Below are 23,614 nucleotides of genomic sequence, written 5' to 3' on the forward strand. Positions count from 1 at the left end.
AAAGGGCGGCCGCGAGGCCGCCCTTTTCTCTTTATCCAGCTAAAGAAGCGCCACAACCTTTGATTGCGATCGATGAAAATTAGTCACCTTCCAATTTTTGATAGGGCCCTAGATGGCCAACTCCCATTAGCCTGCATCTACACGTTTAAGGCGCATTGAAGTCAGACGTCACCTGATGCATATTTTGCTTTGTACCTAAGCATTGTTCTCATTGGATAGGCTCTTGCGCAAATGCGCGATGCGGGGTGAGACATGACAGAGGCTACAGACCATACTGAGCCGCCCAGTAAGGCGCCGCCATCGTTTCTCGACCAGGCTGATAAGATCGCGAAAATCTTTGCGACCGTGGCAATTCCGATCATTCTTGGGGTCGGTGGCTGGATAATTCAGACGACAATTGAGCGTGACAAACAAGAGGCCGCGCGTATTCAGCAGGATCAGCAACGAGCGGTCGACAAAGACAAGATATCGCTCGAATACGTGAAGATCGCCAAAGACATCCTGACATCGACGGAAAAGGATCTCCCTAAGGAATTGACAACATGGTCGTGGCGGCTGATCGACGGGGTCTCGCCAGTCAAATTTGCCAAGGAGGATCTCGATCGCTCATAGACCGTAAGGAACGAATTCCCACTCCGACAACCGGTTCATCATTTCAGTCTCTAGCAGACGAATACAATCGGATGTTCAAGGAACTGATACTGGCCGTCGAGAATCAGAAGGTAGACGGCATCGTCGACAAGGTTATTGCAAACAAAGCTCGATATTCAGAGATTGAAAGCAGAACAGGCGTACCGTGGTTTTTTGTCGGTGTAGTGCACTATCTAGAGAACGGACTGGATTTCCAAAAGTACCTATCGAACAATGATCCTCTCTCCGCCGTAACGGTGCATGTGCCTAAAGGCAGAGGACCGTTTGCTACTTGGGAAGATGGAGCTTCGGATGCGCTCCGAATAAGTGGGCTCATTGGAGCCACAGATTGGAGCACTGCTCGAATTCTGTTTCGACTGGAAGCGTGGAATGGATTTGGGTATCGGAGACGCCAAGTCAACAGCCCGTTTCTTTGGAATTGCACTTCGTATTACACGACAGGCTATTTCGTCAGCGACGGGGCATTTGATCCCGCGGCCATTCCGGAACGGTGCGGCGGGGCTATCTTGCTCAAGCGCTTGATGGATCGCCAACTCATAGCGAATCAGTAATCCCGCGAAATTGCGGTGACGGTGCACCAAATTCACTTGCTCCTTCCGGCCGATCTGCGGCTTCGGCTCGCGTTTGGTCAACGGTGCACTGTCACCGTCATCGAGACTGGTTCCAGCTTCGTTGCTCATCAACACCCTGCCGCCGAATTGCCTTTGCGGCCGAGCCCTTCCCTTCTAAACTCCCGATACCACCGGCATGGGTTCCGACGGGCCTGGTAGACGCGGAGTCAAATTATGCCAACACCGGAAAGCTTCCCGATCGAGAAGATCTTCGTTCCCACGAAGCAGAAGAAAGCCGTCAAGCCCGAGATCGTCGCGGAGATCGCGGAAAGTATGCTGGACATCGGACAACAGGCCCCCATCTCCGTTCGGGTCGACGGAGACCGCCTCGTTCTGGTCGAGGGACTGCATCGGCTCGAAGCCTGCAAGGCGCTCGGCGAGACAACCATACTCGGTGTCATCGTCCCGGCGGAAGTCGCTCAACACAGGCCGCTGCTGTCCGAAGGACCCGCAGTCGAGGCAGAGCGCATCAAGATGGCGCGATTGAAACAGCTGCGCCTCGAGAAGGAAGCCGCAGAGGCATCGACGGCTGCCTTGAAGAGCGTCAACGCAACGGAAGCGCCGCGCACCCGTTCGACGAAAGGCGTTCGCAACACTCCGAAGGCACCGGGCCGGACTGCGGGATCGACACAGAAAACATTGTCGGACTGGATCACGCAGCAAAAGGGCAGCGGCAACCGCTATTGATGGCCGGCGATTACGGTGTCCTTGCCTTTAACTGCCGATGTAGCTTCAACGCACATCGCCGTAATCCGCGATACGGTCAGGCCGACACAACCGCGCCCGCCCGCGCCGCTGAGCCAACCGCCTCAACACACCACCAGATCGGTGTGGCCGAATCCCTTGGAATAGTCGAGCAGCGAGATCACGGTCGGCGTCAGGCCGATCAGGCGAACCTCGGACGGGTTCGGCATCGGCAGGCCGGCGGCCTTCTGCTCCGGATAGCGCGACATCAGCAGGCGGATTGCCTTGTCGATTTCGGCCGGATCGGTCAGGGTTCGCGCCCGCGCCGCCATGGAGAGGCCGGTGATGTCCATCACCTGCGCCGGGTCGTCGTCGATCGCGAGCGAGACCCGATCGTCCCGGGAGAGGTTTTGCGCCTTCTGGCTGTCGAGGCCGCACAGGAAATAAATGGTGAGACCTTCGTTCGCATAGCCGACGGTCGTCACCTGCGGCCAGCCGTCCGCCCGCAAGGTCGCAATCCGCATGGTGCGGTGCTGGTCCAGCAAGGCCTGGATCTTCTCCTTGATCGAGTTGTCCATCGCGCGCCTCTGCATGTCGGCCCCTCGGGAACGATATCCGGTCGCGCACGCGATGATGTTGACGCGCCTCAAGTCCTGAGGCTCGGCGGGACGCGAAGCGCCCCCATCAACTGCGGCTAGTCGTTCCTCAGGCTCAGGATGTAGCTCACCAGCGCATCGGCCTGATCGGGCGCGACGATCAGATTCGGCATGTTCTGGTGGCTGGTCTTCAAGAACACCTTCAGCGAAAGCGCGGTGGTGCCGTTGCGGTTCGCGATGGCTTCGAAGCTCGGGGCCGGATCGAACAGTCCGGCCATGCCCGGCTCGACCGCGTGACACGTCTGGCACCACGCTTGCGCGAGACGATGCCCTTCCGATGCCGCGCGCACGGCTGCCCTGGATGCCCCGCCGGCGCTGTGGACGATCATGACAAGAAACAGCCCCGACAACGCGATCAGGATGCCGAGGTCGACATAACTGCGAATGCTCCGCGACATAGCCATACCTCGCCATTGCTTGGCAGCTTCGCAAGCCTAGGCCGGCGCGAGCAGACAGAATTGATCCCGATCAAGCGGGCCTCGATCCGCACCCCGAGCCCGCCATAATTTCTCCTTCGCACGCGCGTTGTGTTGGACAGCGGCGCGACCTATCCTTCCCGCGATAGGACTGCCGCACTCCCATTGACGCCCGACTGGTTGGAGAGCGCATCGGTGCCTGAAGCGAACGACCCCAAACCTGATGCGCCCAAGCCTGATGGCCCCAAGCCTGATGCCCCCAAGCCGGACGCGGTGCGCGCCGATGGCGGGCTGGCGCGGGCCTACGACCAGATCAAGAGCGCAGAGCAAGATCTTGCGCGGCTGGACCGGCTGGTTTCCGGAATGGAACGCGGCAGCGAGGGCCCGCGGATCTCGCGAGCAAGCGCCGGTGTGGAAGCTGTCGAGGCCCCCAAGGACACGACCTCCGGGGACGAGCCTCCCAACGACAAGTTGCCGGCGCCGGATAGCAAGGTTCGCGATCACGGCCTGAAAGGAAATCGGCCCATGCGGCGCGCCTTGGTTGGCATCGTGCTGGCGATCGGCATTCTCGGTGCCGCCTTCGCTTCGCACTATCGCGATGAGGCCAAGTCGATGACCAGGTCGATCGTGGCGCGATGGGCTCCGCCAGCCTCCAATCGGCCTCCGCAAGCCTCCGCGGTCGAAAGCCCGGCGCAACCGCCGGCCGTGCAGCTGGCTGCCGCGGATGAGCCCGGCACGGTGCCCGCGCCGCCGGTCGGCAAGGACACGGAGAGCGCTGCAGGGTTTGACGCTTCGAGACCGGACGCTTCAAAAACTGGCCCCACAGCACCCGCCCCGTCGTCCTCTGATCTCGCGCAATCGCTCAAGACCATCACCAGCGAGCTAGCGAACATCAATGGAAAGCTCGAGCAACTGAAAAGCCGCAACGAGCAGACGCTGCGCGAGCAGGCCGACACCATTCAGCAGCTCAAGGCGGCGCAGGAGAAGGATGCGGCGGACAATGCGCGCCTCGCCGCTCAGGTCCAGGCGCTGCAAACGCAACTGACGACTTCATCCGCATCTGCACCCGCGAAACCCGTCGTGCGGAGCGTGACGAGCAACGATAATGCTGCGCCTGCACGGCCGCACGTGCAGGCGGCCGCACCTCGGCGGCCCAGGCCGCCGCGTGGACCCTGGATGCCCCCGCCTTATATGGCCGACCCCTACTACGGCGATCCGGATTGGTGAGCCCGCAGGGCGGATGAGCCGCCGGCGCGGAGCGCCGCTCGCTGGCGAACTGCCCGCTTCCCGTCAGCCCGTTGACTTCGATCGACACCCGCCTCAGCGCCGTCGGCCTCTTCCAGATGACCGGTCCGGCCTTTACGGAGCCGCCAACCGAAGGCGGCCCCGGATGTTGCGTGGGTTTGCGATTAGCGCCAACCGCGATGACGGCCCCGGCTCCAGCCGTAGTGATGACCGCGGCCGCCGCGTCCCATGTGACCGTGGCCATGTCCATGACCTCCGCGTGCGAGAATCACCGGACTGTCGGAGCCGGCGACCAACGTCTCCGCCGTCACCCGGGGCATGGCAGAAGCGGATAGCGTCGACATTGCCGCGACCGCGCATGCGGCAAAGCCGATCAACAATAGACGTTTCATGTTGGGGATTCTCCAGCAGCCGCGTGATCGCAGCAGATGTGAATGCTTCCGCCGCCCTTATGTTCCATCGAGGCATCAGGGCACGGCAATCGACGCGAGCACTCCTGCGCCAGCACACAAGCTCGCGGACCGGCATCAACAACGCGTCGAGATCTGAAGCTCCATCAACGCCATGCGCTGCAGGACAATAGGGTCTCGCTCGCCCTCCTTCGCGGTGCGAAGGATCGTTTCCGCCATGGCCTGGATGTGCGCGGAGCTGACCGGGACAGGCAGTGACGCAACCGCCGTGTCCAGCGCAGCTTTCATGATGCCGATGGTTTCAGGCGAAAAAGATGCATTCGAAAAGTCTAGCATGCTGGCTCCGATCCGGCGGTCACCACGAGCAGCTTTGTCGCCGGCCTCTCACCGGCGCCTGATGCCGCTGCGTGCATGGGTCACCAGCGCCGACCCCAGCTCCCGCGCCAGCTGCTTCCCCATCCACCGCCACCGCGGACCAGCCGGACGACAAGGAGCAGCAGGACCGCGCCTATGGTCGCGTTGACGATCGCGCTGATGATGCCGCTGCCAAGATGCACGCCGAGCCGAGGCAACAACCAGCTGCCGACAAATGCGCCCAGGATTCCGATAATGACATCACCGATGATCCCAAAGCCGGTCCCGCGAACGATCTGGCCCGCCAACCAGCCGGCGACGAGACCTACAAACAAGATGACCAGAAGGCTTTCGCCGGACATGTTCATTTCGTGACCTCAATCGCTTGGTTCGAATGGCACAAAGGCCGCGGATTTCGCCGCGGCCTTCAGAAAGCTGTGCTTGTTTAGCTCAGTAACGATCGGTGCCGATGCCCACGCTCACGCCGGGAGCACGGAAGCCGATGCCGCCGCGTTCCTCGTAGCCGTGGTTGTAGCCGCGGCGCTCGATGTAGCGCTCGCGAGGCGCGTAGCCATAGGAATCGCGAACGATGACGCGTCGTTCGCCGCGTTCGCGCCAGCAACGGCCTTCTTCGTTGCAGACCATGCGAACGTTCTGAATGTTGCTGTCCGAGCTGATGGATTGATCGACAAGGAGAGGCGAAGCCGTGGCTGCGGTCGCAAGGAGCGTACTTGCAGCTATGGCGAAAGAGATTGCAATCTTGTTCATTATGTTCTCCGGACGGAATGTGTCGATGATGCAACGGCCCCACCGCTGCATTGTTCCCTTCCCGGAAACTTTAACGTGGCAGATCATTCCCACGAGCCCCATGCCAGGAAAAGCCAAGCCCCTTCTCCCTCGCCGTCGCAACGCCCGGCGGGGCGCTCGGTGGGCACAAAGGACGTTCGCGCGAGCACCGCGGATGGTTCGCATCGCGGGTAGCGTGGCGGTGCTGCTTGCAGCCTTCGCGCTGCTGAACATCGTCTATCACGTGCTCCGCAAGCCGACCGAGCTGTTCGTCCTTGTCGGCAACGCCCTCGACAAGGAGCCGGCCGAGACCTGGCGGCAATACGGGCCCCTGTTCCGCAAGCATTCCACCGCGACGATCACGCCCGAATTGCTGGCCGCGCTGGCGCAGGTCGAGAGTTCAGGCAATCCGGTGGCGCGCACCTACTGGCGCTGGCGATGGAGCTTCAATCCGCTCGCGATTTACAAGCCCGCCTCCAGCGCCGTCGGCCTCTTCCAGATGCTGGACGCGGCCTACGCCGACACCGCACGGTTCTGTGTTCGCGGCAACGCGGTCACGGAGACTGGCTGCGGATCGACCTTCCTCTACAGCCGCGCGATCCCAAGCCACGCCATCGAGCTGGCATCGGTGTATCTGGACCGCAATGTGGCGCTGGTTCTCTCGCTGGCAGGCGATGTGAAGCCTAGCGCGCAGCAAAAGCAGGATCTGGCGACCATCATCCATCTCTGCGGCGCAGGCCCCGGCACCGCCTACGCGCGCCGCAAGTTTCAGATGGCATCAGGCGAGCGCTGCGGCGATCACCTGGTTGCGGGCTACGTTGCCAAGGTCAACGCGATGAAGCGGCAGTTTTTGCGGCTGGCGGCAGATGACGGCAATTAGCCGCAATCCGTAGGATGGGTAGAGCACTTGCGAAACCCATCATGCCGTGGCGGCTGATGATGGGTTTCGCTTTCGCTCTACCCATCCTACGCGCTAATCCACCCTGCGCACCATTCCATGTGGCGTCCGTCGGTGGCCTTCACCACCAGTACGGCCAGCGCCAGCCCTCGTAGCGGACATACGACGACACCAAAGGCGGGCCGTAGGGATCGACCCGGTCGTCTTCAGGGCGATAACGATAGCGTGGAACAATGTTGTAATCCCACGGCGTCGGCCTGAGCACCGGGACATCCACCCGCAGCCGTGGTTCATCAACCACGCGGGCCTTCCGCGCCCGGGCTTCGGCATCCGATATCCCGAGGTTGCACAGCACCAGGGCCGTTCCGAGCGCACACGCGACAGTCATGATCTTCATGCGTTGGTCTCCTTCCCCCAAGAGTGCAAAAGGATGCAAAGCAAGGCAAGCCCAATTCGCGCTCGGCTTGCTTGCCGCGCGAAGAGCGACGGAGCGAACGTAGCCTGGATGGAGCGCAGCGAAATCCGGGGTCTCTTGTCACAGGCGGCCCGGTTCCCGGATTGCGCTGCGCTCCATCCGGGCTACAGCTCCCCGCTGCCGCACCACTTAATCTGGGCGCCCCGCCTGTTGGTTCGCGCGCAACCCTACTCCCGCGCCCGGCGCACCGCCTCCGCCAGCTTCATCCTCTGCCTGTCCCACCGACTCTGCTCGGCCTCGGCGCGCTGATCGAGCGCGGCGCGCTCGGCTTCGATCGCCTCCGCCCGCGCGTCGTGCTCCCGCCTCGCCTCGTCGAGCGCCGCCTGCGCGCTCGCGACCGCTTTGTCCCGGCGCGCGCGCTCTTTGGCGCGGGCGGCCTCTTCCTTGCGGCGCTCGGCGTCCCGCCGCCGCTCTTCCTTCTCGAATGCCGCGGCGGCCTTGCGGGCTTGTTGATCGTCAACCTTGCGTGATGGCTTCTTTGCAGCCTTCGCCGGCGGCTTTTTCGGCTCGGACCTGGCTTTGGATTTTTTTGGCTTGGCCTCGTCGTCAGCGAGATCGGTCGGCAGTGCGGCGTGCTCGGTGAACGGGCCGTTCGATCCGACCGGACGCCTGAGCACGACACCGGGGCTCGCCATGGTCGCGGCGACGATGTCGGGGTCGTCGGTCTCCTTCGCGGCGCCCTGATGGAACAGATTGGACCTGGCGCCCCAGGTGTCCAGCGCCGCCTTCATCGAGGGCGCGGCGACCGCCTGGTCGTAGAAGCCGAGCGAGGTCTGGTAGGTCTTCAGCTTTCTTTTTGCTTTCTTCGGCATGTCGCCCCACGGCCCGGCGAGGCACCATTACGCGAACCCTCGCCACGATGACATCATGCCCCTGTTTTGCCCGACGGGTCAAACGTCTTTCGGTATCGCCGAAGTCGGCACGGGGCTGCAATCGAGCTTTTTTTCGGACTTGCAGAACTTTGAAATCCTTAGGGATTTCTACTGTGCATGGGGTTGTTTTCGACGTTTTTGTTTTGCGGTGGTGCCAACTACGCCGCGTCGACGTCCTCAGGCGCCGGGCCCGCAACGAGCCCGTCGAGACCGACCATCAGGAGATCGGCGATGTGCATGAGCTGGTAGAGCGGAAGGTCCGCCTCGCCGTTCTCGGCCAGCGACACGAAGGCGGGCGTGGCGCCGATCAGCTCGGCGAGCTGGACTTCGGTGTAGCCGCGCCTCTCGCGCGCAGCTCTGACGCGCGCACCGATCCCGAGCCGGTGCCGCGACTGCTCGTCCGCGGTCATCATGACGGCCTGCTCGTCCGCGCTCGCATAGCCATCGGCGAATGCGCTGCCGATCAGCCTGCCCTTGCGCCAGGCGACCCGGCAGTCCTTGCGCAGTCCGCTGCTGAAGACCAGCGTGAACTGCTCGGCGACCCAGAGCGAGGCGTTGAGGCCGAGGCGAGCGCCGGTGCCGGAGACATCGCGGATCGTGCAGGGCGCGCTGATGATCTTGCCGGTGCCGTTGTCGAATTCGACAATGCCGGTCCGCAACGTGTGATGTCTGACTGCGGCGCGATGCTCGCTCATGACGGGACGTTCCTCCTGGACGCTCCTCCCGCGGCGACGTCGAACCGACGCAGCCGCAAATTCCGGACCTCGATACCGCAGAATTTTTCCTGAACTCCTAAATTTCTCCGGGTTCGACCAGGACTGGAAGCCATGGTAAAGGAATTGCTCCCAATCCATCTTTTCCGGCGGAAAGCGTACGGCGCGCCCGTGACGGGCGACGAGGCGAATGATGACCGACGCGATGAAATGTCCGACCTGCAATTCCGAGCACGCCTATCAGGATCGTGGCCTCTGGGTCTGCCCGGAATGCGGCCACGAATGGAGCGGCACGGCGGAGGCAGCCGCGGACGCCGCGCCGGACGCCGGCGTGCGCGATGCCAACGGCAATGTGCTCGCCGACGGCGATAGCGTCATCGTGATCAAGGACCTCAAGGTCAAAGGCTCCTCCTCCGTCGTCAAAGGCGGCACCAAGGTCCGCAACATCCGCCTGCAGGACGCCACCGACGGCCACGACATCGCCTGCAAGATCGACGGCATCGGCGCGATGAATCTGAAATCGGAGTTCGTGAGGAAGGCGTAAGCCGGGGCCCCGGGCTCGCCGGGCCGGCTTTTTCCCCGACCGGTGGGGGTGAACGGTCAGCCCGTCGCCAACAGGCGTCCAGTGATCAAAAGTGGACATACGCGGCTGCGCCAGACCGCTACCTATCAATCGACATCCGCACGACCAATTCTTGGGAGGCCGCTCTGCGAGGACCGCCAACAAGGCACGCGACCTGGCCAAACCCGACCGATGACATGTTCGACAATCTGAGCGATCAGGGCGTTTTGCAACTGTACGAAAACATCCGGCATCAGGTTGCCGCCGACAAGGCGCTCGGAGGCAGGTATCGGCTGCTCGGCAAATCCGCCAGCGAACGCGCCGAACGGCTCGGGCGGGAGCTGACGAGCCGCGGGGTCAAGTTTATCGCCATCGATTGGTAAGCGCCGCTCGGAGGCCGCGATCTATCGCTGCCGCTGCGCCAGATAGAACCCGCACAGCACCGTGACGAGCCCTGCCGTCTGCAACATTGTCGGCGGCTCGCCGAGCAGGAGCCAGCCGGTAAGCACCGTCAGCGCCGGCACGCAGGCGGGGACAACGGCGGCGCGGGCGACGCCGAGGCGCTGGACCGAGACGGCGAACAGATAAAGCGCAGCGGGGCCTGCAAGCACGCCCTGCGCCAGCGCCTGGATGGCGTTCTCACCGATACCGATCGCCGCGATCCGCGCGAGCCCGCCGGTCATGAGGTAGATCGGCAACAGCAGCAGCGACAGCACGTTGATGACGAGCGCGGCCGACACGGCGGAGACACGCCAGTGGCGCAGCAGCGTGCCGAAACCTGCGAACATCAATCCGGTCAGCACGAAGATCAGATCGCCCAGCACGCCGTCGGCGCCGATATGGCCGATCGATTCCGCGCCGATCACGCCGAGCCCGCCGACGATGACGAGGGCGCCGGCGAGGCGCGAGGCGGAGACATGTTCCTTCAGGAACAAGGCGGCGAGCAGCAGGCCGCCGAGCGTCGCGCAGGAGGGCTGGATCACGCTGCCATGGCCGAGCGGCACGAACAGAAAGCCAGTATAGGAGATCAGCGACATGACCGGGCCGCCGAGCACCATCAGCGCAAGGCCCCTGCCCCAGCCGATGCCGCAGAGATCGGAGATCCCGGCGCGCATCACCAGCGGCAGAAACGCGATGCCGGACCAGACATAGCGATGCACGAGCAGATCGACCGGCGTGAAGCCGAGCTTGAGGCCATGCCGCGTGCCGGCAAAGCCGAGCGCCCAGAACAGCGCCGCGGCGAGGCCGCAGAGCACACCGACAAGCGCCGCTGCCTGATCGTTCTTCTGAATGAGAGCGTCAGCGCTCGTTCGCTGATCCATGGAGCATGCCTTATGTCAGCGCGCGACCAGGCTCAACCCACGCGGTTGCAGGGCTGGCACGCGGCGGAAACTGCGCCTGCGCATCGAGCCTCCTCGCCGAACACCATCCGCCATCCCTTCCGCGTGTCCATGTATTCCCGCACCTCGCGGATCTTGTCGCCGGCCACCGTGAACACGAAGCAATAGTCGTTCTCGTACGGCCTGCCGCCCGCGAGCGTGGCGCGCATCCGCTCCTCCACGATCACGACATCGCCGTCGGCATAGACGCCGCGAAAGGCGATGTCGATCCCGGAAAACATCCTGTGCATCTCCTGCGCGATGAAGCGCGCGATTGCTTGCGCGCCGATCATGTGGTCGGTGTGATCGAGCGCGACCGCGGTGGCGTTGCCCTTCGGCGCGATCCATTCGGCGTCGTCCGTGAACAGCGCGGCGATGCGCATCGAGTCGCGTGTTGAAAAAATCTTCCAGGCGTTGAGGACGATGTCTTTCGGGTTGGTCACGGCGGGGCTCCAAAACTGGCATTGAACGGGGCTTGCATCGAGGGCGGCCTTCTACGCCGCCCTGCACATCGCGGCTCGCCGCAATCGGACTCGGTCATCCCGCGGCCCTTCCGCCGGCGCGACTATGCGCTATCATCGGGCCATGCTGAGCTTTGACGTCTGCAATGCAGCGCGCCTGCGCCGCGATCCCCGCTATGACGGCCGCTTCTTCACGGCGGTGAAGACCACGGGCATCTATTGCCGCCCGGTCTGTCCGGCCAAGCAGCCGCTGACGCGCAACGTCGCCTACTATCCATCAGCCGCCGCGGCCGAAGCCGCAGGCTTCCGCCCTTGCCTGCGATGCCGTCCCGAGACCGCGCCGTTCTGCCCGGCCTGGAACGGCACGCGCTCGACGGTCGCACGCGCGGTGAAGCTCATCAACGAGGGCGCGCTCGACGAGGATTCGGTGGTATCTCTCGCGATGCGGCTCGGCATCTCCTCGCGTCATCTGGCGCGATTGTTCGAGCGCCACGTCGGCGCCACGCCGCAGCAGCTTGCGAAGACGCTGCGCGTCCAGCGCGCAAAACGCCTTCTCGATGCCGGCGATCACACCATGACTGACATCGCATTCCAGGCCGGCTTCGGCAGCCTGCGCCGTTTCAACGCCGCCTTCGCAGAGCTCTACGGCCGCTCGCCGTCGAGCCTGCGCTTATCGAAGCATGCGTAGCCCGTCAGAAAAACCCGGGGCTGAGATCGAGCCCGTACGTCAGGCTCAGAACGAACACGAACAGCGCGGCGGCTGCGAACAAGGCGAGATGCCTGAGAATGAACGCGCGCGGTGAGGCGCTTGCAACAACGGCTTTCTGTGCAACGGGCATGACTACTCCATTATGAAAAAGATTCTTGGCCGCTCAATAAGCGACGCGCGCATCAAGCGCCCCGATCTGAAAAGCAACTATTAAAGAGATCACACTCGCTTTGAACGGCCATACACAACCGGCACGTCACCTCGATTTTTCTCGGATTTTTCTTGCCGCAACTTTCTCGGTCCGCGCACCGCCGCGCCAGATCATGACTCGCTACGCAAAAAAAAGACCGCGCTCCCGAAAGGGAACGCGGTCCAGGCAGGCTCGGGAGGAAACGAGCCCGCTTCACTTTGGCTTGACGCTGGCTTGTGGCGCCCCCAGATCAGCGGGCGCTGCCCGTCGTGACATCGGCGGTCTTCACCTTGCGCGGCGACAGAACGCGGGTCTGGTGGACCGAAGCGACCGTGGTGGGCGCCGAGGCCTGCTGCTCGACATGCGCGGCACCGAGCACGCGCACCTGCATCGGGGACACCGGAAAACCGTTGGCCTCGTAAGTCGGCAGCTCGGCGGCGAAAGCCGCGGTGCTGCCCGCGATCGTCAGGATGGCGGCGGCGATCGACAGAGTTTTCTTGTTCATTGGTGATGCTCCTGAATGAAACGTTCGGAGCACATTTAAGCGCGTTTTGCTGCATTGCGACATGCGCTGCTGCATTGCAACAACGCGTCCGGTGCATGGCAATATGTTTAATGCGCACAAGGCTTTGGCCGAATCACCGCCGGTTGCGACATGACACTTTTGTGAGAGCGGCGGTCAGCCGCCGAGCACATGGCCCCAGCCGTCGAAGACGTAGGCCTTCCAGATCACGGTTCCATCCTCGCCCGGCCGGCTGGCGCGCGGGTAATCGTCGGCCTGATCAGCGGTCCAGGTGATGATCGTATCTGAGAGCAGATCGTGCAGGATGGCGGGCTCGGTGGGATCAAAGGCGTCCATGGGACGAAGCGATGAATGCGTCATGGCCGCCCAACGCGCCAGCCGGCCCAAGGTTGCGGCGAAGCGCCGGGCGCCGCACCACACAGCTTATTTCAACGCCGTCGCCAGCGATTGCAGCTTTGCGACGAGGTTGGTGCCGAGGGCGTAGATGATCTCGATGATCGCGAGCGCGATGCCGGCTGCGATCAGGCCGTATTCGATCGCGGTAGCGCCGGATTCATCGGCAGCGAATTCGGCCCATTTGCATTTCAGTTTCACGTGCGTGTCCTTCCCAGCTCTAGCGGAAATCGCCGGCGCGGGAAACTTGCATAATCACAATCCAAGATTGCGTAACTTCAACCGCCTCAAATTGACGACAATGAATGCTGCATTTGCAGGCCTTTTCGGCCGTGGCGCCCTTGGAACCGCGATGGAACCCGCGTTGCCGCTGCGCAACACCTGCCCGAAAAGCCGGGTTTCGCCGAATTGCGCCATTGCGCCGCCACACCGTCCTCCGAACAATCGACGCGCGGCGTGCCTTTTCGTGCAAGACTGTTTGGTCAAAACTGTCTGGTCAAGACTGTTCGGACAGGACGAGGTTCAACAGAACCGTTTGGAGGCAGGGATCATGAATGATCGGCGGTCTCTTCTGGTGGCGGTCTCCTGCCCCTCGGCGGTTCTCGCCGGCTGGCTGGCGCTCTCTTTGTCCGCCTATGCCCCTGCCCTCATCGAGAACAGCGGCGCCAATGCCTCTGCCGTCTCGCGCGCAAAGGATCTTGGCCGGCTCGACCTCGCCGACATTCCGCACGCTGCGGCCGTCGAGGATGGCATCGCCCTGACCGCCGATATCGCGGCCGCTGTCGCTGCGACACCGGGCCTGATAACCGCTGAAGCGGCAGCGCCCGAGGCGCCAGCTCCGGCCATCAAGCTCGCCTCGGCCGACCCAGTACTGATCTTGCCGACCGAGGCCCCGCCCGCGCCGCAGATTTCGCCTGACCCGACACCAGTCGCCAGCGAGGTTGCTCCGGCTCCGGGATCGGAGTCCGTGATAAAACTCGCATCGGCTGATCCCACCGAGATCGTGGCGACGGACGCGCTGTCGCCCGCGGCGATCGCGACCGGCCCTGCGCCTGCCGCGAGCAAGGCCTCGCCGTCCGCGGACACCACCGCCGTGCTCGACGAATGCTTCGTCATGGAGGCCTGCATCGACCGCTATCTCTGGGCGCTCTACCAACGCACGCCCAAGGAAGACTCGATCAAGGTCGAGGAACGCCGCGCCGTCACCGTCAAGCGCAAGGGCAAGATGGTGACCGTGATGCGCAGCTTCACGAAACTGGTTGACGAGGACTTTGGCTGGAAGGATCCGAAGGCGGCCGACCACGCCGGCATGCCGATGATGGACTACGTCATCGGCGGCATGGACAAGAGTTTCAAGCAAAAGCTGTTTCGGACGCTGCTCGCGGCTGAGGCCGCCGGCCTTTCGCCCGGCATCACCAGCGCGTTCCGCGACAACTATCGCCAGTCGATCGCGAGCGGCCTGAAGGCTGCCTCCGACCGCTCCTATCATGGCGGCAGCACGCGCGGCGGCTACGGCCACGGCATGGCGGCCGACATCGTCAGCACCAAGGGCGACAACCGCGCGCAACGCTGGGTCTCGACCGAGGTGCTGTGGAAGTGGGTCGATGCCAATGGCAAGGCGCTCGGCATCGGCCGGCCTTATCTCGGCCGCGATCCCCCGCATGTCGGCCCGGTCGATGGTCAGGAATACGTCTCGAGGCGTGGCACGGCCGACCGCAGGGAAGCGTCCAACGCCAGACCGAAGAAGACCCGGGCGGTAGCCAGCGCCAGGCCGCCCAAGGCACAGGCCGCGCGCGAGCAAAAGAGCCCGGCAAAGCCGCAGAAATCGGCGCAATCGGCCGCGAAGCGCGCGACCTGAGTATTACGGCTTGCGTCCCGGCGTCGGCAGCGGCACGAGCCGCATCTCGGCGGTGCCTGCCTCCTGCGTGCGCACCAGCACCGCAAAGATGGTTTCGACCGCGAGCCGCACCGCCGCCTCGGTTGACGTGCCCTTGGCCAGATGCGCCGCAATCAGGCCGGTGAGAAGATCGCCGGTGCCATAGGGCCGGATCGGCAGCCGCGGTGTTGCAAAGCGCGACAACTGATCATCTGCGCACAAGATCGTTTCCACCTGCCCGTCCGCCGTGTCGGTGAGCGTGCAGCCGGTGGCGACCACGTCGATGCGGCCGGTCCCGGCGAGCGCCGCGCACGCCGCGCGCAGGCCCTGCGCATCTGCGATGGGGAGGCCTGCGAGCAGCCCGAGCTCGAACTGGTTCGGCGTGGTCAAATTGGCAGCCGGCAGCAGCCGGTGCCGGACCACGTCCAGTATGCCGTCAGCGACGTAGACCCGGCCGTCATCGCCGATCACGGGGTCGCAGAGATAGACGAGCTTTGAATTGCGGGTCAGCGCCCGCTCGACGAAATCGGCAATGACGGCAGCATTGCCGGGCGAGCCGAGATAGCCGGTGACGAGTACCGAAGCCTCGTCGACGAGATCGCGCTCCTCGAGGCCTCTCAGCAGATCTGCGACGAGCTCTGTCTCCAGCACCCGCCCGCGCAGGCTCGGATAGCGCGGATGGTTCGACAGCAGCGTTGTCGGCACCGCCGCGACGTTCACCCCCTCCGCCTGCATGGCATAGGCGGCGGCGCTGTTGCCGACATGGCCGTGGACCACCTGGCTTTGAATGGAGATGACGAGCATGAGGAGGTCCGTAAGTTCAAACGTCAGAGGGCGCAAGAGTGGCCCGGATCACGAACCGTCATACCCAAGCCCCGGCCGCAGCGCCTGCATCTTCCGCGCCAGCCGCCGATGCCCGGTCTCCTCCGACCGCGCCAGCCGATCCACGACCGCGACATGGTCCACATCGCTTTTGTGCTGGTTGAGCTTGGCCTGCCCTTCGACGCTGTCCACCACGAGATCGACGACGCGGATCGCAGCCAGCATGCTCTCGCGCTTGCCCGGCTCCATCTGTGCGAGGTCCCAGGGTGCTTTCGGCAAGCGCGCTTCCGAGACCGCGAGCAGTGCATCGCCATGGCCGCGGTTCTCGTCGAGCCCGCGCGGATAAGCCACGCCCGACAGATGGACGGCCTCATAGAGCCAGGTCGAGACGTTGTCCGGCGACGAATACCAGTCGTTGGAGATATAGGCATCGTCGCCGGCAACAATCAGCAGGAAGCGCCGTGTGCCGTCCGCGAGCGGAACGAGCGGATTTTTGGCGGTGAAATGGATCTGCACGATCGTGCGCCCGTCGCGCCGCTCCAGCACGAACGGCACATGCGAGGCGCGCGGCCCGCGCTCATCCGCCGCCACGATCATGCCGAAGCCGCGTCGGCCTGCAAATTCCAGCGCACGCTGCTCCTCGATCTGGAACTGGGGACGAAGGACATGCATGGCGCGCACTCAAGCTGGGCGAAGGACGATGCGAGGCTAACCCATCACCGGGCGAAACCCGAAACGATATTGGGCCGCAAACGCAGATGTCAGGAATGATCTCGGCGACGCGCCAGCTCGTCGAGATAGGCGCAGAACATGTCGGCCATTCCGTCGGAATGGCACGCGATCTCCGCCTCGCTGCGCGGCGTTTCCGAGAACCGCTTGCCGACCTCGCTCAGCGTCGTCTTGATCAGCTCGCCGGCAAGGGTGCGCGTCGCATCCGAGGCCTTTGGCAGCGCCTCCCGCATGAACACTGCGACGATGCCCTCGCCGGCCGCCCGCGCGTCCTGCGCCTCGGGCGCGTCACGATAGAGCGGTGCGGCATCACTGAGCGCGACGCGGATCGCGGCCTCCTCGCACTCGGAGCGAATGAAGGCGTGAACCAGCGCACGCAGCCGCGCCGGAGGCGGCTTCGCGCGGTCGGCGAGGATGCCGCGCAGGAGCTCGCTCGTGCGCCGCCACTCGTCGCTCTGAAGGCGGAACAGGATCGCCGCCTTGTTCGGAAAATATTGGTAGAGCGATCCGACGCTCACCCCGGCCCGCTCGGCCACCCGCGCCGTGGTGAAACGCTGCGCGCCCTCCCTCGCCAGGACCTGAACAGCCGCATCCAGAATGGCCGCCACCAGCCCGTTGGAGCGGGCCTGCTGCGGCTGTTTTCGTGAGGAAACTGAACGGCTTCGGCGATTGGCCACGGCGCCCTCAGGCAATGCGAATAGCGAATGCGACGAATTAATCGTATTTCAGCTCTCACGCAAGCACACGCTTCGCCGCGACATCTGGAGACCTCACATGACGACCCCGACCATCACATCGCTTGCGTCGCTGCTCGATCGCCTGTTCGATCAGGACGAAGCGGCACGCGACGCAATGCGAGCAGCCTTCGCCGACGTGCCCGACGCCGACCGCGCACGGATGATGCGGAGCAAAACCGATTACCGCGACCTCTATGGACGGCTGAAGGACGCTCCGCTCGCCGTCTCCCGCGAGACCGGCACGCTGCTTTACATGCTCGCGCGCAGCTCTCGCGCCAAGGCGATCGTGGAGTTCGGAACTTCGTTCGGCATCTCGACCCTGCACCTTGCCGCAGGCTTGCGCGACAATGGCGGCGGCCGCCTCATCACCAGCGAGTTCGAGCCATCCAAGGTGGCGCGGGCACGGGACAACCTTTCGGCCGGCGGGCTGATCGATCTCGTCGAAATCCGCGAAGGCGATGCGCTGAAGACGCTCAAAGCCGATCTGCCCGATACGATCGATCTCGTGCTGCTCGACGGCGCCAAGGCGCTCTACCCTGAGATCCTGGATCTGGTCGAAGGCCATCTCCGGCCGGGCACGATCATCGTCGCCGACAACGCCGATGACAGCCCCGACTATCTGGCGCGCGTACGCGCACCCGGAAGCGGCTACATGTCCACGCCGTTTGCCGAAGACGTCGAGCTCTCCGTACGGATCAACTGACCCCGCACCGAACTCCCGCCCCGAGGGCCGCCGCACGATTCATCGTGCGGCGGCTTCGTTTCGTCGACAACACATTGTCGCAGGCTGGTCACTCACTCGTGATATTCGCTCCTGGCAAAAACCAGGTTACGCGTGCTAAACATACCTACCGCGCGGTATCTTTCGTACGTTACGTTCGAGTTCGCCATGACCTCTGCCTTCAATACTTCCGCCTTCAATGCCTACGCAGCGCTTGCCCTCGCCATCGTCTTCGAGGTCGCGGGGTCCGCCTTCCTCCAGCAATCCGCGCAGTTCACGCGGCCGTGGCCGACACTGGCGATGGTGCTGTTCTATGTCGCCTCGTTCTACGCGCTGTCGGTCGCGATCAGGGTCATCCCCTTGAGCATCGCCTATGCGATCTGGGGCGGGGTCGGCATCATCCTGACTGCAACCGTCTCTTTCGTGCTGTTCCGCCAGATGCTCGACGCCGCGGCCTTTGTCGGCATCGCGCTGATCGTGTCCGGGGTCGTGGTCATCAACCTGTTCTCGGCTTCCACGGTGCATTGATGCCGGCAAGCGCCTACACGCGCACCAAGCAGCCCGAGCAGGTCCGGCGGGCCCTGCTCGACCACGCAGCCGCCATCGCCATGGACCATGGCGTCTCCGGCGTCACGGTGCAGGCAGTCGCAGCGGCGGCGGGCGTCACCAAGGGCGGGCTGTTTCATCATTTCGGCAGCAAGCAGGCGCTGATCGAGGGCCTGTTCGCCGATCTGCTCGCCCGCGTCGATGCCGAGATCGACGCGGCGATCGAGGCCGATCCCAAGCCGCGCGGCAGCTTTACGCGCGCCTACGTGAATGCGGTCTTCACCGGCAAGGCCTTCGGCTTCGCGACGCCCTGGGCCGCGCTGAGCATGGTCGTCGTCACCGATCCGCCGCTGCGACGGCTCTGGAACGACTGGATCAAGGCGCGGCTGAAGCGCCACCGTGCGACAGACGGCACGCCGGAGCTCCACGTCGTCCGCCTCGCCGCCGACGGCGCCTGGCTGTCCTATGTCACCACCGGACAGACGCGCATGAGCGCCGACCTCCGCGCCGTCCACGCAGGGCTGCTCGCGCAGACTTATCGACACGCGTAGCCGGCAGCCGGCTCACGCCTAATGGCTTTGCAACGGCTTGGCCGGGCGCGGCGCGGATCGGTTCGCGCCACGCTTTGCCGCGGCCCGCGGCGACGGCGTATCGACCGCTTCGAGATAGGCGGCAAGCGCCTTGGCTGTGTCCGAACTGGTCGCGTAATGGTCCTTCAGGAACCAGGACAGCGTCAGGCTGAAGCGCCCCTTGGCAAGACCGCGCGGGCTGCGATGGCAGGTCGCGCAACCATCGGCGAAGAGCTTTTGCGGCGACTTGCCGGCATCGAGATTTTGCGCGGCAGCAACTGTCGCCGTCAGGACGGCGGCGGCTGCAAGAGTCATCAGGGGCGCGATCAGGTCGCGCCCCGGCCGAGATAGCAAAATCAATGTCGTCCCCTAGCCCCGTCTTGCGGTCAGGCCGCCAATAGCTGATCAAATTCGGGCGGCGCATAGTCCTTGCCGTCCTGGTCGGTGATGACGACCTTCCACCCCTCGCTCGCCCAAACCCTTGCCTTCGCCACGATGAGCAACCGGCTCTCGCGGGCAAAGCTGCACTTCTCATTGTCGCGTTCTGCGACCATCTTATAGGCCAATGCGCATCCCCTTGCGTTGCCCTGCACCCGCTCTCCTCGTGGCAGCGGGCTTTGGCGGCAATTCGCCGGGAGCGTGGCAATTTGATGCCATCCAGGCAGCATTGGGCTGGGTTCCGGCCAAACGAGGGAGGTTGATCGTGCGCCGCATCATGAATGCGATTCTGCTTGTCGCGGGCTTGCTTGGTGCGGGCCTGCTCCGCACCATGCCGACAGCAGCGCAGACCTATGATCCGCGCCATCCCGTCTGCATCGAGATCTACACCGTCGACGGCCGCAGCATCGATTGCAGTTTTGCGACAATCGCACAGTGCGCCGCGACCGCCTCCGGGCAGTCCGCCCAGTGCTACGCCAATCCTTATGCCACGCAGAGCGCACAGCCCAGCCCGGTTCCGTCGCCGCCGCGACGAAGCCGATAGCATCAGGTCCGCGCTCCGATCAGTGCACGCGAATGATGTGGGGGCGGCCTAGATCGATCAGCCCCTGCACCGCCGAGAGGCGGTCGTCGAGGGCTGCAATGGTGAGCAACAGATTGTTGCGGCGTTCGTCGAGAAGGCCTATCTCGGCGCCGGAGAGTTTGGTGCTCGACCGCTCCTTGTGAATCCCGTCGAGGGATTCGCGCAATCCGGCAATCAGGCTGGACAGCTGCTTGGCCTCCTTGGTCATCGATCGCTTCGCGACATTTTGGCGCCGCGTCTCCGTCTGGCTCTGTCTCATCGTCATCCTCCCGTGCCCCGCTGCCCCGAGTGGAATGCTTACAGCTTTGGGTACACCTGTTACGATCGATGAAATCTGCCCGCGAAGAACTTTCTTAAATTGTACGCGCAGGGAACCCGGTCCCGGATCAAACAGAAAGCCCGGCGCGAGGGCCGGGCTTTCCTTGCGACGTCACTTGGCAACATCAGTGCTTCTGGTGGCCGCCATTGGGGCCGCCCGCCGGCGCACCGCCGCCGCGTGGCGCGGCGTTCATATGAGGGGCACCACCACCGCCGCCGACATGCGGCATCGCAGGTGCGGCCGCGCGCGGCGCCGGCATCTGGGCATGCGCATTCATCGGCGAGCCGTGACTCACATTGGGCTGGGCGACATGCGGCATCGCGGGCCGGCTAGCAGGCGCAGCCGATACACGCGGCGCGTCGTGCGCGCGCGCCGCCTCGCGTGCGTGCACCATTGGCTGCGCGCGCACGGCGGCACGCTGTGCGGCCTGCTCGTGCATGATGCGGGCCTGTGCGTCGCGCGGATTGCGGCTCTGCAGATTGGTCCGCTCATGCGCGATGCGATCGCTTCGTCCAGCGCGCGTCCGGTCGTTCGCTACCGTAGCATCGCGCCTGGCGATAGCGGCGTCGTGCCGAGTCGTTGCGGCATCACGGCCGGAGACCGCCGCGGCACCCCTGGCCTTGCCACCGTCGCGCCCGAGCGCGACCGCCGCATCGCGCGTTGCCGCGCGACCGATGCGAGCCGCGCGCGGATCGATCGTCATCCGCGTCGCGTCGCGCTGATGCGAGGTCCAGTAGCTATTCCAGTGGGCATGCCGGCGATACCAGGGCCGCCCCTGATAATAGCTCGACCAATACGAGGTCAGCACGAAGGGGACGATGGGGACGTCGACCTCGTCGACATAGTCGGGGAGATAGACGTAGTGATTGCGGTAGAGATATTCGAGATATTGCGACGACACCCAGCCCCGGTCATCCGAGAAGCTCACGTCGCACCAGGCGTTGCCGCGCAGGCAACCATGGATGTTGACGCGGGCGCCCTCGGGGATGCGATCGACTACAGGAAAGCCCGAACCCGGCCCGGCACGCAGGCCGGTCGAGACGGTGACGATGCCCGGTGCGGCCAGTGCGGCCGTCGGGGCAAGCAGCAATGCTGCAACCAAAGCGCTCTTAAGTCTCATGGCGAATTCCTCCTCTGTGAGTGGGAACGCGCCAGTGATGCGGGCGTTCCGCGCGCAGAGGCCTCATCCGTCGAAAGATTGAGACACATGCCGCGTGCGGTTCAATATTCATTCGCCGTTCATCGACACAGCGCGCGAGGGAGGGTGTGTGCGCGCTGCCAGCCGTCAATTCACCTGCAACATGAAGGCGTCGAAGTACGCAGCAAGCGCAGCAAAATCGTCGAGCGGCAGCACGGTCGCGACATACTGATCCGGCCGCACCACGACCAAGCAGCCGGCCTTGCGATCGATGCCGCGCATCGTGAAGACGTCGTGACCGCTCTTGAGGTCCGGACAGAACATCTTCTCGTAATCGTACAGGCCGTAGCGGCCTTTGCTCGGGAGCAACATCGGCGGCATCGCCTCGATAGCGAGCTCGCGATGATCCTGTTGAAACACGGCGCGCAGATCGATCACACCGTCGATGTCGGCGCCAACAGGCGTGTATCGCCGGATCGGCGATTTCCTGCTATCGGCGAGGAAATTGCACAGGGCACGAATGGCCGAGCTCGACGCTGCGGGATTCTCAGCGGGAGAAAACGCGTAGATGCGGAAGCGGCCATCCGCCTGCCCGGCATGGCCGAGATGTACAGGCTTGGCGTCGCCCAGCCGAATGACCGGCGCGGAATGGAAGCGCGTGCCGATAACGAGGCCTTCGGCGAGATGCTGATGCGATGTCGCGCCCGTCAATAGCGAAGGCCTGTAATGCGTCGCTGTACCCGCGGTGTAGCGGCCGTGCCGGACAAAATAGTCCTGCGTCCTGGCGGCATCGGCGCCGCCCGCCTTGGCGGCGGACGCGAGAATCCCCGCCCATTCGCGGTCGAAATCGATCAGCTCTTTCGCAACCGCCTGGCGCTCGGCCGAATAGGAATGCAGCAGGCTTGGCGCAGACTGCTTCCGCAAAACGGCGGCGAGCTTCCAGCCGAGATTGAAGGCGTCCTGCATCGAGACGTTCATGCCCTGCCCTGCCTTCGGGCTGTGGGTGTGGCAGGCATCGCCGGCGATGAAGATCCGCGGCAGACGCGTCGCGATCTCGGCCTCCGGCACGTCGTCGAACTTGTCGGTCAGGCGCTGGCCGATCTCGTAGACCGACCACCACGCGATCTCCTTCACATCGAGCGTATGCGGCTTCAGGATCCGCTGCGCTTTCGCGATCACATCATCGGCGGTGATGTTGCGATTGGCGACGCGTTCGCCGATGTCGAGCTTGGCGAGCTCGACATAGATGCGGACCATGTAGCCGCCCTCGCGCGGAATGATCAGCAGGCTGCCGTCCATCGCCGACTGGATCAGGGCCTTGAAGCGGATGTCCGGAAAATCGGTCACCGCCAGCACGTCCATCACGCCCCAGGCATGATTGGCGGAATCGCCGAGCAACTCGCGGCCGATCGATTTGCGCACCATGCTGCGGGCACCGTCGCAGCCGACGACGTAGCGCGCCTTGATCGTCTCGACCTTGCCATCGTTCTCGGCATCGACCCGTTCGAGCCGCGCCGTCACGGCATGGTCGGCGGGACCCGCGGCCGGATCGACCTGAAGGTCGAGCAGGCGCCGGCTGTAATGGGGCTCGAGCCTGGCCGGCGCTTTGCGCATGACGTCGAGAAAGCCGTCATGGATGCGGGCCTGGTTGAGGATGACGTGCGGGAATTCCGACAAACCGTCCTCGACGTCCTGCACCCGGCCGCTGCGGACGATATTTTCCGGCATCCGCTCGTCCGGCTTCCAGAACGTCGTCTCGTTGACCCAACAAGCTTCCTTCAGGACGCGCTCGCTGAAGCCGAAGGCGTGGAACATCTCCATGGTGCGGCAGGCGATGCCGTCGGCCTGCCCGACCAGCAGCCGCCCCGCCTTCTGCTCGACGATGCAGGTCTTGATGTCAGCAAACTGCGCGAGCTGGGCGGCAAGCGTCAGGCCGGCAGGGCCACATCCAAGGATGAGGACATCCACTTCGTCGGGCACGGCCCCAGCTGCGCCGGAGGCCTGAATGCGTTCGGCGGGATCGGCGATTTCAGGATCGCCCGGCTGAAAACCATTGAGATGGAATTGCATGAGCACCTCTCCCGCCAATGTTCTGTTTGGATATTGCTCAGTATGCTGACTATCAGTATACTTGTCAACGATCCCCGG

35 protein-coding genes are annotated in these 23,614 nt (G+C 64.1%); 13 read left to right on the forward strand and 22 right to left on the reverse strand.

Going from position 1 to position 23,614, the window contains the following annotated elements; all coding sequences use genetic code 11:
* The first annotated feature begins 252 nt into the window (after positions 1–252).
* The 3 genes from JQ591_RS11290 to JQ591_RS11300 all read left to right on the forward strand — a co-directional run bounded on the left by JQ591_RS11290 (position 253) and on the right by JQ591_RS11300 (position 1,949).
* Positions 253–612: a hypothetical protein gene (locus tag JQ591_RS11290; RefSeq protein ID WP_211396061.1), complete on the forward strand. Its 360-nt coding sequence runs from the start codon at positions 253–255 to the stop codon at positions 610–612.
* 71 nt (positions 613–683) lie between these two features.
* Positions 684–1,202 carry a hypothetical protein gene (locus tag JQ591_RS11295; RefSeq protein ID WP_211396062.1) on the forward strand — a complete coding sequence of 173 codons (519 nt, stop codon included), beginning with the start codon at positions 684–686 and terminating at the stop codon, positions 1,200–1,202.
* A 234-nt stretch (positions 1,203–1,436) separates the two neighbouring features.
* Positions 1,437–1,949, forward strand: coding sequence for a ParB N-terminal domain-containing protein (locus tag JQ591_RS11300; RefSeq protein WP_211396063.1), 513 nt, complete (start codon positions 1,437–1,439; stop codon positions 1,947–1,949).
* A gap of 122 nt (positions 1,950–2,071) precedes the next feature.
* Here JQ591_RS11300 and JQ591_RS11305 read toward each other — a convergent pair whose 3' ends face one another.
* Positions 2,072–2,524 carry a pyridoxamine 5'-phosphate oxidase family protein gene (locus JQ591_RS11305; protein WP_211396436.1) on the reverse strand — a complete coding sequence of 151 codons (453 nt, stop codon included), beginning with the start codon at positions 2,522–2,524 and terminating at the stop codon, positions 2,072–2,074.
* A 116-nt stretch (positions 2,525–2,640) separates the two neighbouring features.
* Positions 2,641–3,000, reverse strand: a complete 360-nt coding sequence (locus JQ591_RS11310; protein ID WP_211396064.1) for a c-type cytochrome — start codon at positions 2,998–3,000, stop codon at positions 2,641–2,643.
* 183 nt (positions 3,001–3,183) lie between these two features.
* On the opposite strand from JQ591_RS11310, the gene JQ591_RS11315 reads away from it, so the two are divergent.
* Positions 3,184–4,245, forward strand: coding sequence for a hypothetical protein (locus JQ591_RS11315; protein ID WP_249136763.1), 1,062 nt, complete (start codon positions 3,184–3,186; stop codon positions 4,243–4,245).
* A gap of 545 nt (positions 4,246–4,790) precedes the next feature.
* Here the strand turns inward: JQ591_RS11315 and JQ591_RS35275 are convergent.
* From JQ591_RS35275 to JQ591_RS11325, 3 genes are all read right to left on the reverse strand, one after another.
* Positions 4,791–5,009: a hypothetical protein gene (locus tag JQ591_RS35275; RefSeq protein WP_249136765.1), complete on the reverse strand. Its 219-nt coding sequence runs from the start codon at positions 5,007–5,009 to the stop codon at positions 4,791–4,793.
* Between the two features lie 80 nt (positions 5,010–5,089).
* Positions 5,090–5,395 (reverse strand): GlsB/YeaQ/YmgE family stress response membrane protein, encoded by a 306-nt coding sequence (locus tag JQ591_RS11320; protein WP_211396065.1) that lies wholly within the window; start codon positions 5,393–5,395, stop codon positions 5,090–5,092.
* Positions 5,396–5,477: 82 nt separating this feature from the next.
* Positions 5,478–5,795, reverse strand: a complete 318-nt coding sequence (locus JQ591_RS11325) for a hypothetical protein (protein ID WP_211396066.1) — start codon at positions 5,793–5,795, stop codon at positions 5,478–5,480.
* Positions 5,796–5,895: 100 nt separating this feature from the next.
* On the opposite strand from JQ591_RS11325, the gene JQ591_RS11330 reads away from it, so the two are divergent.
* Positions 5,896–6,693 carry a transglycosylase SLT domain-containing protein gene (locus tag JQ591_RS11330; RefSeq protein WP_211396438.1) on the forward strand — a complete coding sequence of 266 codons (798 nt, stop codon included), beginning with the start codon at positions 5,896–5,898 and terminating at the stop codon, positions 6,691–6,693.
* A 139-nt stretch (positions 6,694–6,832) separates the two neighbouring features.
* Here the strand turns inward: JQ591_RS11330 and JQ591_RS11335 are convergent, their stop codons facing one another.
* The 3 genes from JQ591_RS11335 to JQ591_RS11345 form a co-directional block, all read right to left on the reverse strand.
* Positions 6,833–7,108, reverse strand: a complete 276-nt coding sequence (locus JQ591_RS11335) for a hypothetical protein (protein ID WP_211396067.1) — start codon at positions 7,106–7,108, stop codon at positions 6,833–6,835.
* A 245-nt stretch (positions 7,109–7,353) separates the two neighbouring features.
* Positions 7,354–7,998, reverse strand: a complete 645-nt coding sequence (locus JQ591_RS11340) for a cell envelope biogenesis protein TolA (protein WP_211396068.1) — start codon at positions 7,996–7,998, stop codon at positions 7,354–7,356.
* Positions 7,999–8,216: 218 nt separating this feature from the next.
* Positions 8,217–8,753, reverse strand: coding sequence for a helix-turn-helix domain-containing protein (locus JQ591_RS11345; protein WP_211396069.1), 537 nt, complete (start codon positions 8,751–8,753; stop codon positions 8,217–8,219).
* Positions 8,754–8,964: 211 nt separating this feature from the next.
* On the opposite strand from JQ591_RS11345, the gene JQ591_RS11350 reads away from it, so the two are divergent.
* Both JQ591_RS11350 and JQ591_RS11355 read left to right on the forward strand, forming a co-directional pair.
* A complete protein-coding gene (locus JQ591_RS11350) occupies positions 8,965–9,315 on the forward strand; it encodes a zinc ribbon domain-containing protein YjdM (RefSeq protein WP_211396439.1) in 351 nt (116 codons plus the stop codon).
* Between the two features lie 215 nt (positions 9,316–9,530).
* Complete coding sequence (locus JQ591_RS11355) at positions 9,531–9,716, forward strand: hypothetical protein (RefSeq protein WP_211396070.1); 186 nt, start codon at positions 9,531–9,533, stop codon at positions 9,714–9,716.
* A 21-nt stretch (positions 9,717–9,737) separates the two neighbouring features.
* Here JQ591_RS11355 and JQ591_RS11360 read toward each other — a convergent pair whose 3' ends face one another.
* Positions 9,738–10,655, reverse strand: a complete 918-nt coding sequence (locus tag JQ591_RS11360) for a DMT family transporter (protein WP_211396071.1) — start codon at positions 10,653–10,655, stop codon at positions 9,738–9,740.
* Positions 10,656–10,687: 32 nt separating this feature from the next.
* Positions 10,688–11,155: a nuclear transport factor 2 family protein gene (locus JQ591_RS11365; protein WP_211396072.1), complete on the reverse strand. Its 468-nt coding sequence runs from the start codon at positions 11,153–11,155 to the stop codon at positions 10,688–10,690.
* Positions 11,156–11,297: 142 nt separating this feature from the next.
* Here JQ591_RS11365 and JQ591_RS11370 point away from each other — a divergent pair, with 142 nt between their 5' ends.
* On the forward strand, positions 11,298–11,861 hold the full coding sequence (locus JQ591_RS11370) for a bifunctional transcriptional activator/DNA repair enzyme AdaA (RefSeq protein ID WP_211396073.1): 564 nt from the start codon (positions 11,298–11,300) through the stop codon (positions 11,859–11,861).
* 4 nt (positions 11,862–11,865) lie between these two features.
* Here the strand turns inward: JQ591_RS11370 and JQ591_RS11375 are convergent, their stop codons facing one another.
* The 4 genes from JQ591_RS11375 to JQ591_RS11390 all read right to left on the reverse strand — a co-directional run bounded on the left by JQ591_RS11375 (position 11,866) and on the right by JQ591_RS11390 (position 13,183).
* Entirely contained in the window at positions 11,866–12,012 is a 147-nt protein-coding gene (locus tag JQ591_RS11375; RefSeq protein ID WP_211396074.1) for a hypothetical protein, read from the reverse strand.
* Between the two features lie 310 nt (positions 12,013–12,322).
* On the reverse strand, positions 12,323–12,577 hold the full coding sequence (locus JQ591_RS11380; RefSeq protein WP_211396075.1) for a hypothetical protein: 255 nt from the start codon (positions 12,575–12,577) through the stop codon (positions 12,323–12,325).
* A gap of 174 nt (positions 12,578–12,751) precedes the next feature.
* Positions 12,752–12,955, reverse strand: coding sequence for a hypothetical protein (locus JQ591_RS11385; RefSeq protein ID WP_211396076.1), 204 nt, complete (start codon positions 12,953–12,955; stop codon positions 12,752–12,754).
* A gap of 63 nt (positions 12,956–13,018) precedes the next feature.
* Positions 13,019–13,183, reverse strand: a complete 165-nt coding sequence (locus JQ591_RS11390) for a Flp family type IVb pilin (RefSeq protein WP_027569789.1) — start codon at positions 13,181–13,183, stop codon at positions 13,019–13,021.
* A gap of 355 nt (positions 13,184–13,538) precedes the next feature.
* On the opposite strand from JQ591_RS11390, the gene JQ591_RS11395 reads away from it, so the two are divergent.
* Positions 13,539–14,846 (forward strand): hypothetical protein, encoded by a 1,308-nt coding sequence (locus JQ591_RS11395; RefSeq protein WP_211396077.1) that lies wholly within the window; start codon positions 13,539–13,541, stop codon positions 14,844–14,846.
* 3 nt (positions 14,847–14,849) lie between these two features.
* Here JQ591_RS11395 and pdxY read toward each other — a convergent pair whose 3' ends face one another.
* The 3 genes from pdxY to JQ591_RS11410 all read right to left on the reverse strand — a co-directional run bounded on the left by pdxY (position 14,850) and on the right by JQ591_RS11410 (position 17,092).
* Positions 14,850–15,668 (reverse strand): pyridoxal kinase, encoded by an 819-nt coding sequence (gene pdxY, locus JQ591_RS11400; protein ID WP_211396078.1) that lies wholly within the window; start codon positions 15,666–15,668, stop codon positions 14,850–14,852.
* A gap of 48 nt (positions 15,669–15,716) precedes the next feature.
* Positions 15,717–16,358, reverse strand: a complete 642-nt coding sequence (locus tag JQ591_RS11405; RefSeq protein ID WP_211396079.1) for an FMN-binding negative transcriptional regulator — start codon at positions 16,356–16,358, stop codon at positions 15,717–15,719.
* An 89-nt stretch (positions 16,359–16,447) separates the two neighbouring features.
* Positions 16,448–17,092: a TetR family transcriptional regulator gene (locus tag JQ591_RS11410; protein ID WP_211396080.1), complete on the reverse strand. Its 645-nt coding sequence runs from the start codon at positions 17,090–17,092 to the stop codon at positions 16,448–16,450.
* Positions 17,093–17,189: 97 nt separating this feature from the next.
* Between JQ591_RS11410 and JQ591_RS11415 the strand changes: the two genes are divergently transcribed.
* From JQ591_RS11415 to JQ591_RS11425, 3 genes are all read left to right on the forward strand, one after another.
* A complete protein-coding gene (locus JQ591_RS11415; protein WP_211396081.1) occupies positions 17,190–17,855 on the forward strand; it encodes an O-methyltransferase in 666 nt (221 codons plus the stop codon).
* Between the two features lie 186 nt (positions 17,856–18,041).
* Positions 18,042–18,401 (forward strand): DMT family transporter, encoded by a 360-nt coding sequence (locus tag JQ591_RS11420; RefSeq protein WP_211396082.1) that lies wholly within the window; start codon positions 18,042–18,044, stop codon positions 18,399–18,401.
* The gene (locus tag JQ591_RS11425) at positions 18,401–18,970 is read left to right on the forward strand and encodes a TetR/AcrR family transcriptional regulator (protein WP_211396083.1); all 570 of its coding nucleotides are present in this window, start codon (positions 18,401–18,403) and stop codon (positions 18,968–18,970) included. Before JQ591_RS11420 ends, JQ591_RS11425 begins: the two co-directional genes overlap by 1 nt.
* An 18-nt stretch (positions 18,971–18,988) precedes the next feature.
* Here JQ591_RS11425 and JQ591_RS11430 read toward each other — a convergent pair whose 3' ends face one another.
* Entirely contained in the window at positions 18,989–19,303 is a 315-nt protein-coding gene (locus JQ591_RS11430) for a hypothetical protein (RefSeq protein WP_211396084.1), read from the reverse strand.
* A gap of 71 nt (positions 19,304–19,374) precedes the next feature.
* The gene (locus tag JQ591_RS11435) at positions 19,375–19,581 is read right to left on the reverse strand and encodes a hypothetical protein (RefSeq protein ID WP_211396085.1); all 207 of its coding nucleotides are present in this window, start codon (positions 19,579–19,581) and stop codon (positions 19,375–19,377) included.
* A gap of 110 nt (positions 19,582–19,691) precedes the next feature.
* Between JQ591_RS11435 and JQ591_RS11440 the strand changes: the two genes are divergently transcribed.
* A complete protein-coding gene (locus tag JQ591_RS11440; RefSeq protein ID WP_211396086.1) occupies positions 19,692–19,970 on the forward strand; it encodes a DUF3551 domain-containing protein in 279 nt (92 codons plus the stop codon).
* Between the two features lie 19 nt (positions 19,971–19,989).
* On the opposite strand, the gene JQ591_RS11445 is transcribed toward JQ591_RS11440, so the two are convergent.
* From JQ591_RS11445 to JQ591_RS11455, 3 genes are all read right to left on the reverse strand, one after another.
* On the reverse strand, positions 19,990–20,217 hold the full coding sequence (locus tag JQ591_RS11445; protein WP_249136769.1) for a hypothetical protein: 228 nt from the start codon (positions 20,215–20,217) through the stop codon (positions 19,990–19,992).
* Between the two features lie 235 nt (positions 20,218–20,452).
* Complete coding sequence (locus JQ591_RS11450; protein ID WP_211396088.1) at positions 20,453–21,448, reverse strand: SH3 domain-containing protein; 996 nt, start codon at positions 21,446–21,448, stop codon at positions 20,453–20,455.
* Positions 21,449–21,613: 165 nt separating this feature from the next.
* A complete protein-coding gene (locus JQ591_RS11455; protein ID WP_211396089.1) occupies positions 21,614–23,536 on the reverse strand; it encodes an FAD-binding monooxygenase in 1,923 nt (640 codons plus the stop codon).
* Positions 23,537–23,614 lie beyond the last annotated feature (78 nt).

This window comes from Bradyrhizobium canariense (assembly GCF_018130465.1).
Taxonomy (GTDB): Bacteria; Pseudomonadota; Alphaproteobacteria; order Rhizobiales; family Xanthobacteraceae; genus Bradyrhizobium; species Bradyrhizobium canariense_C.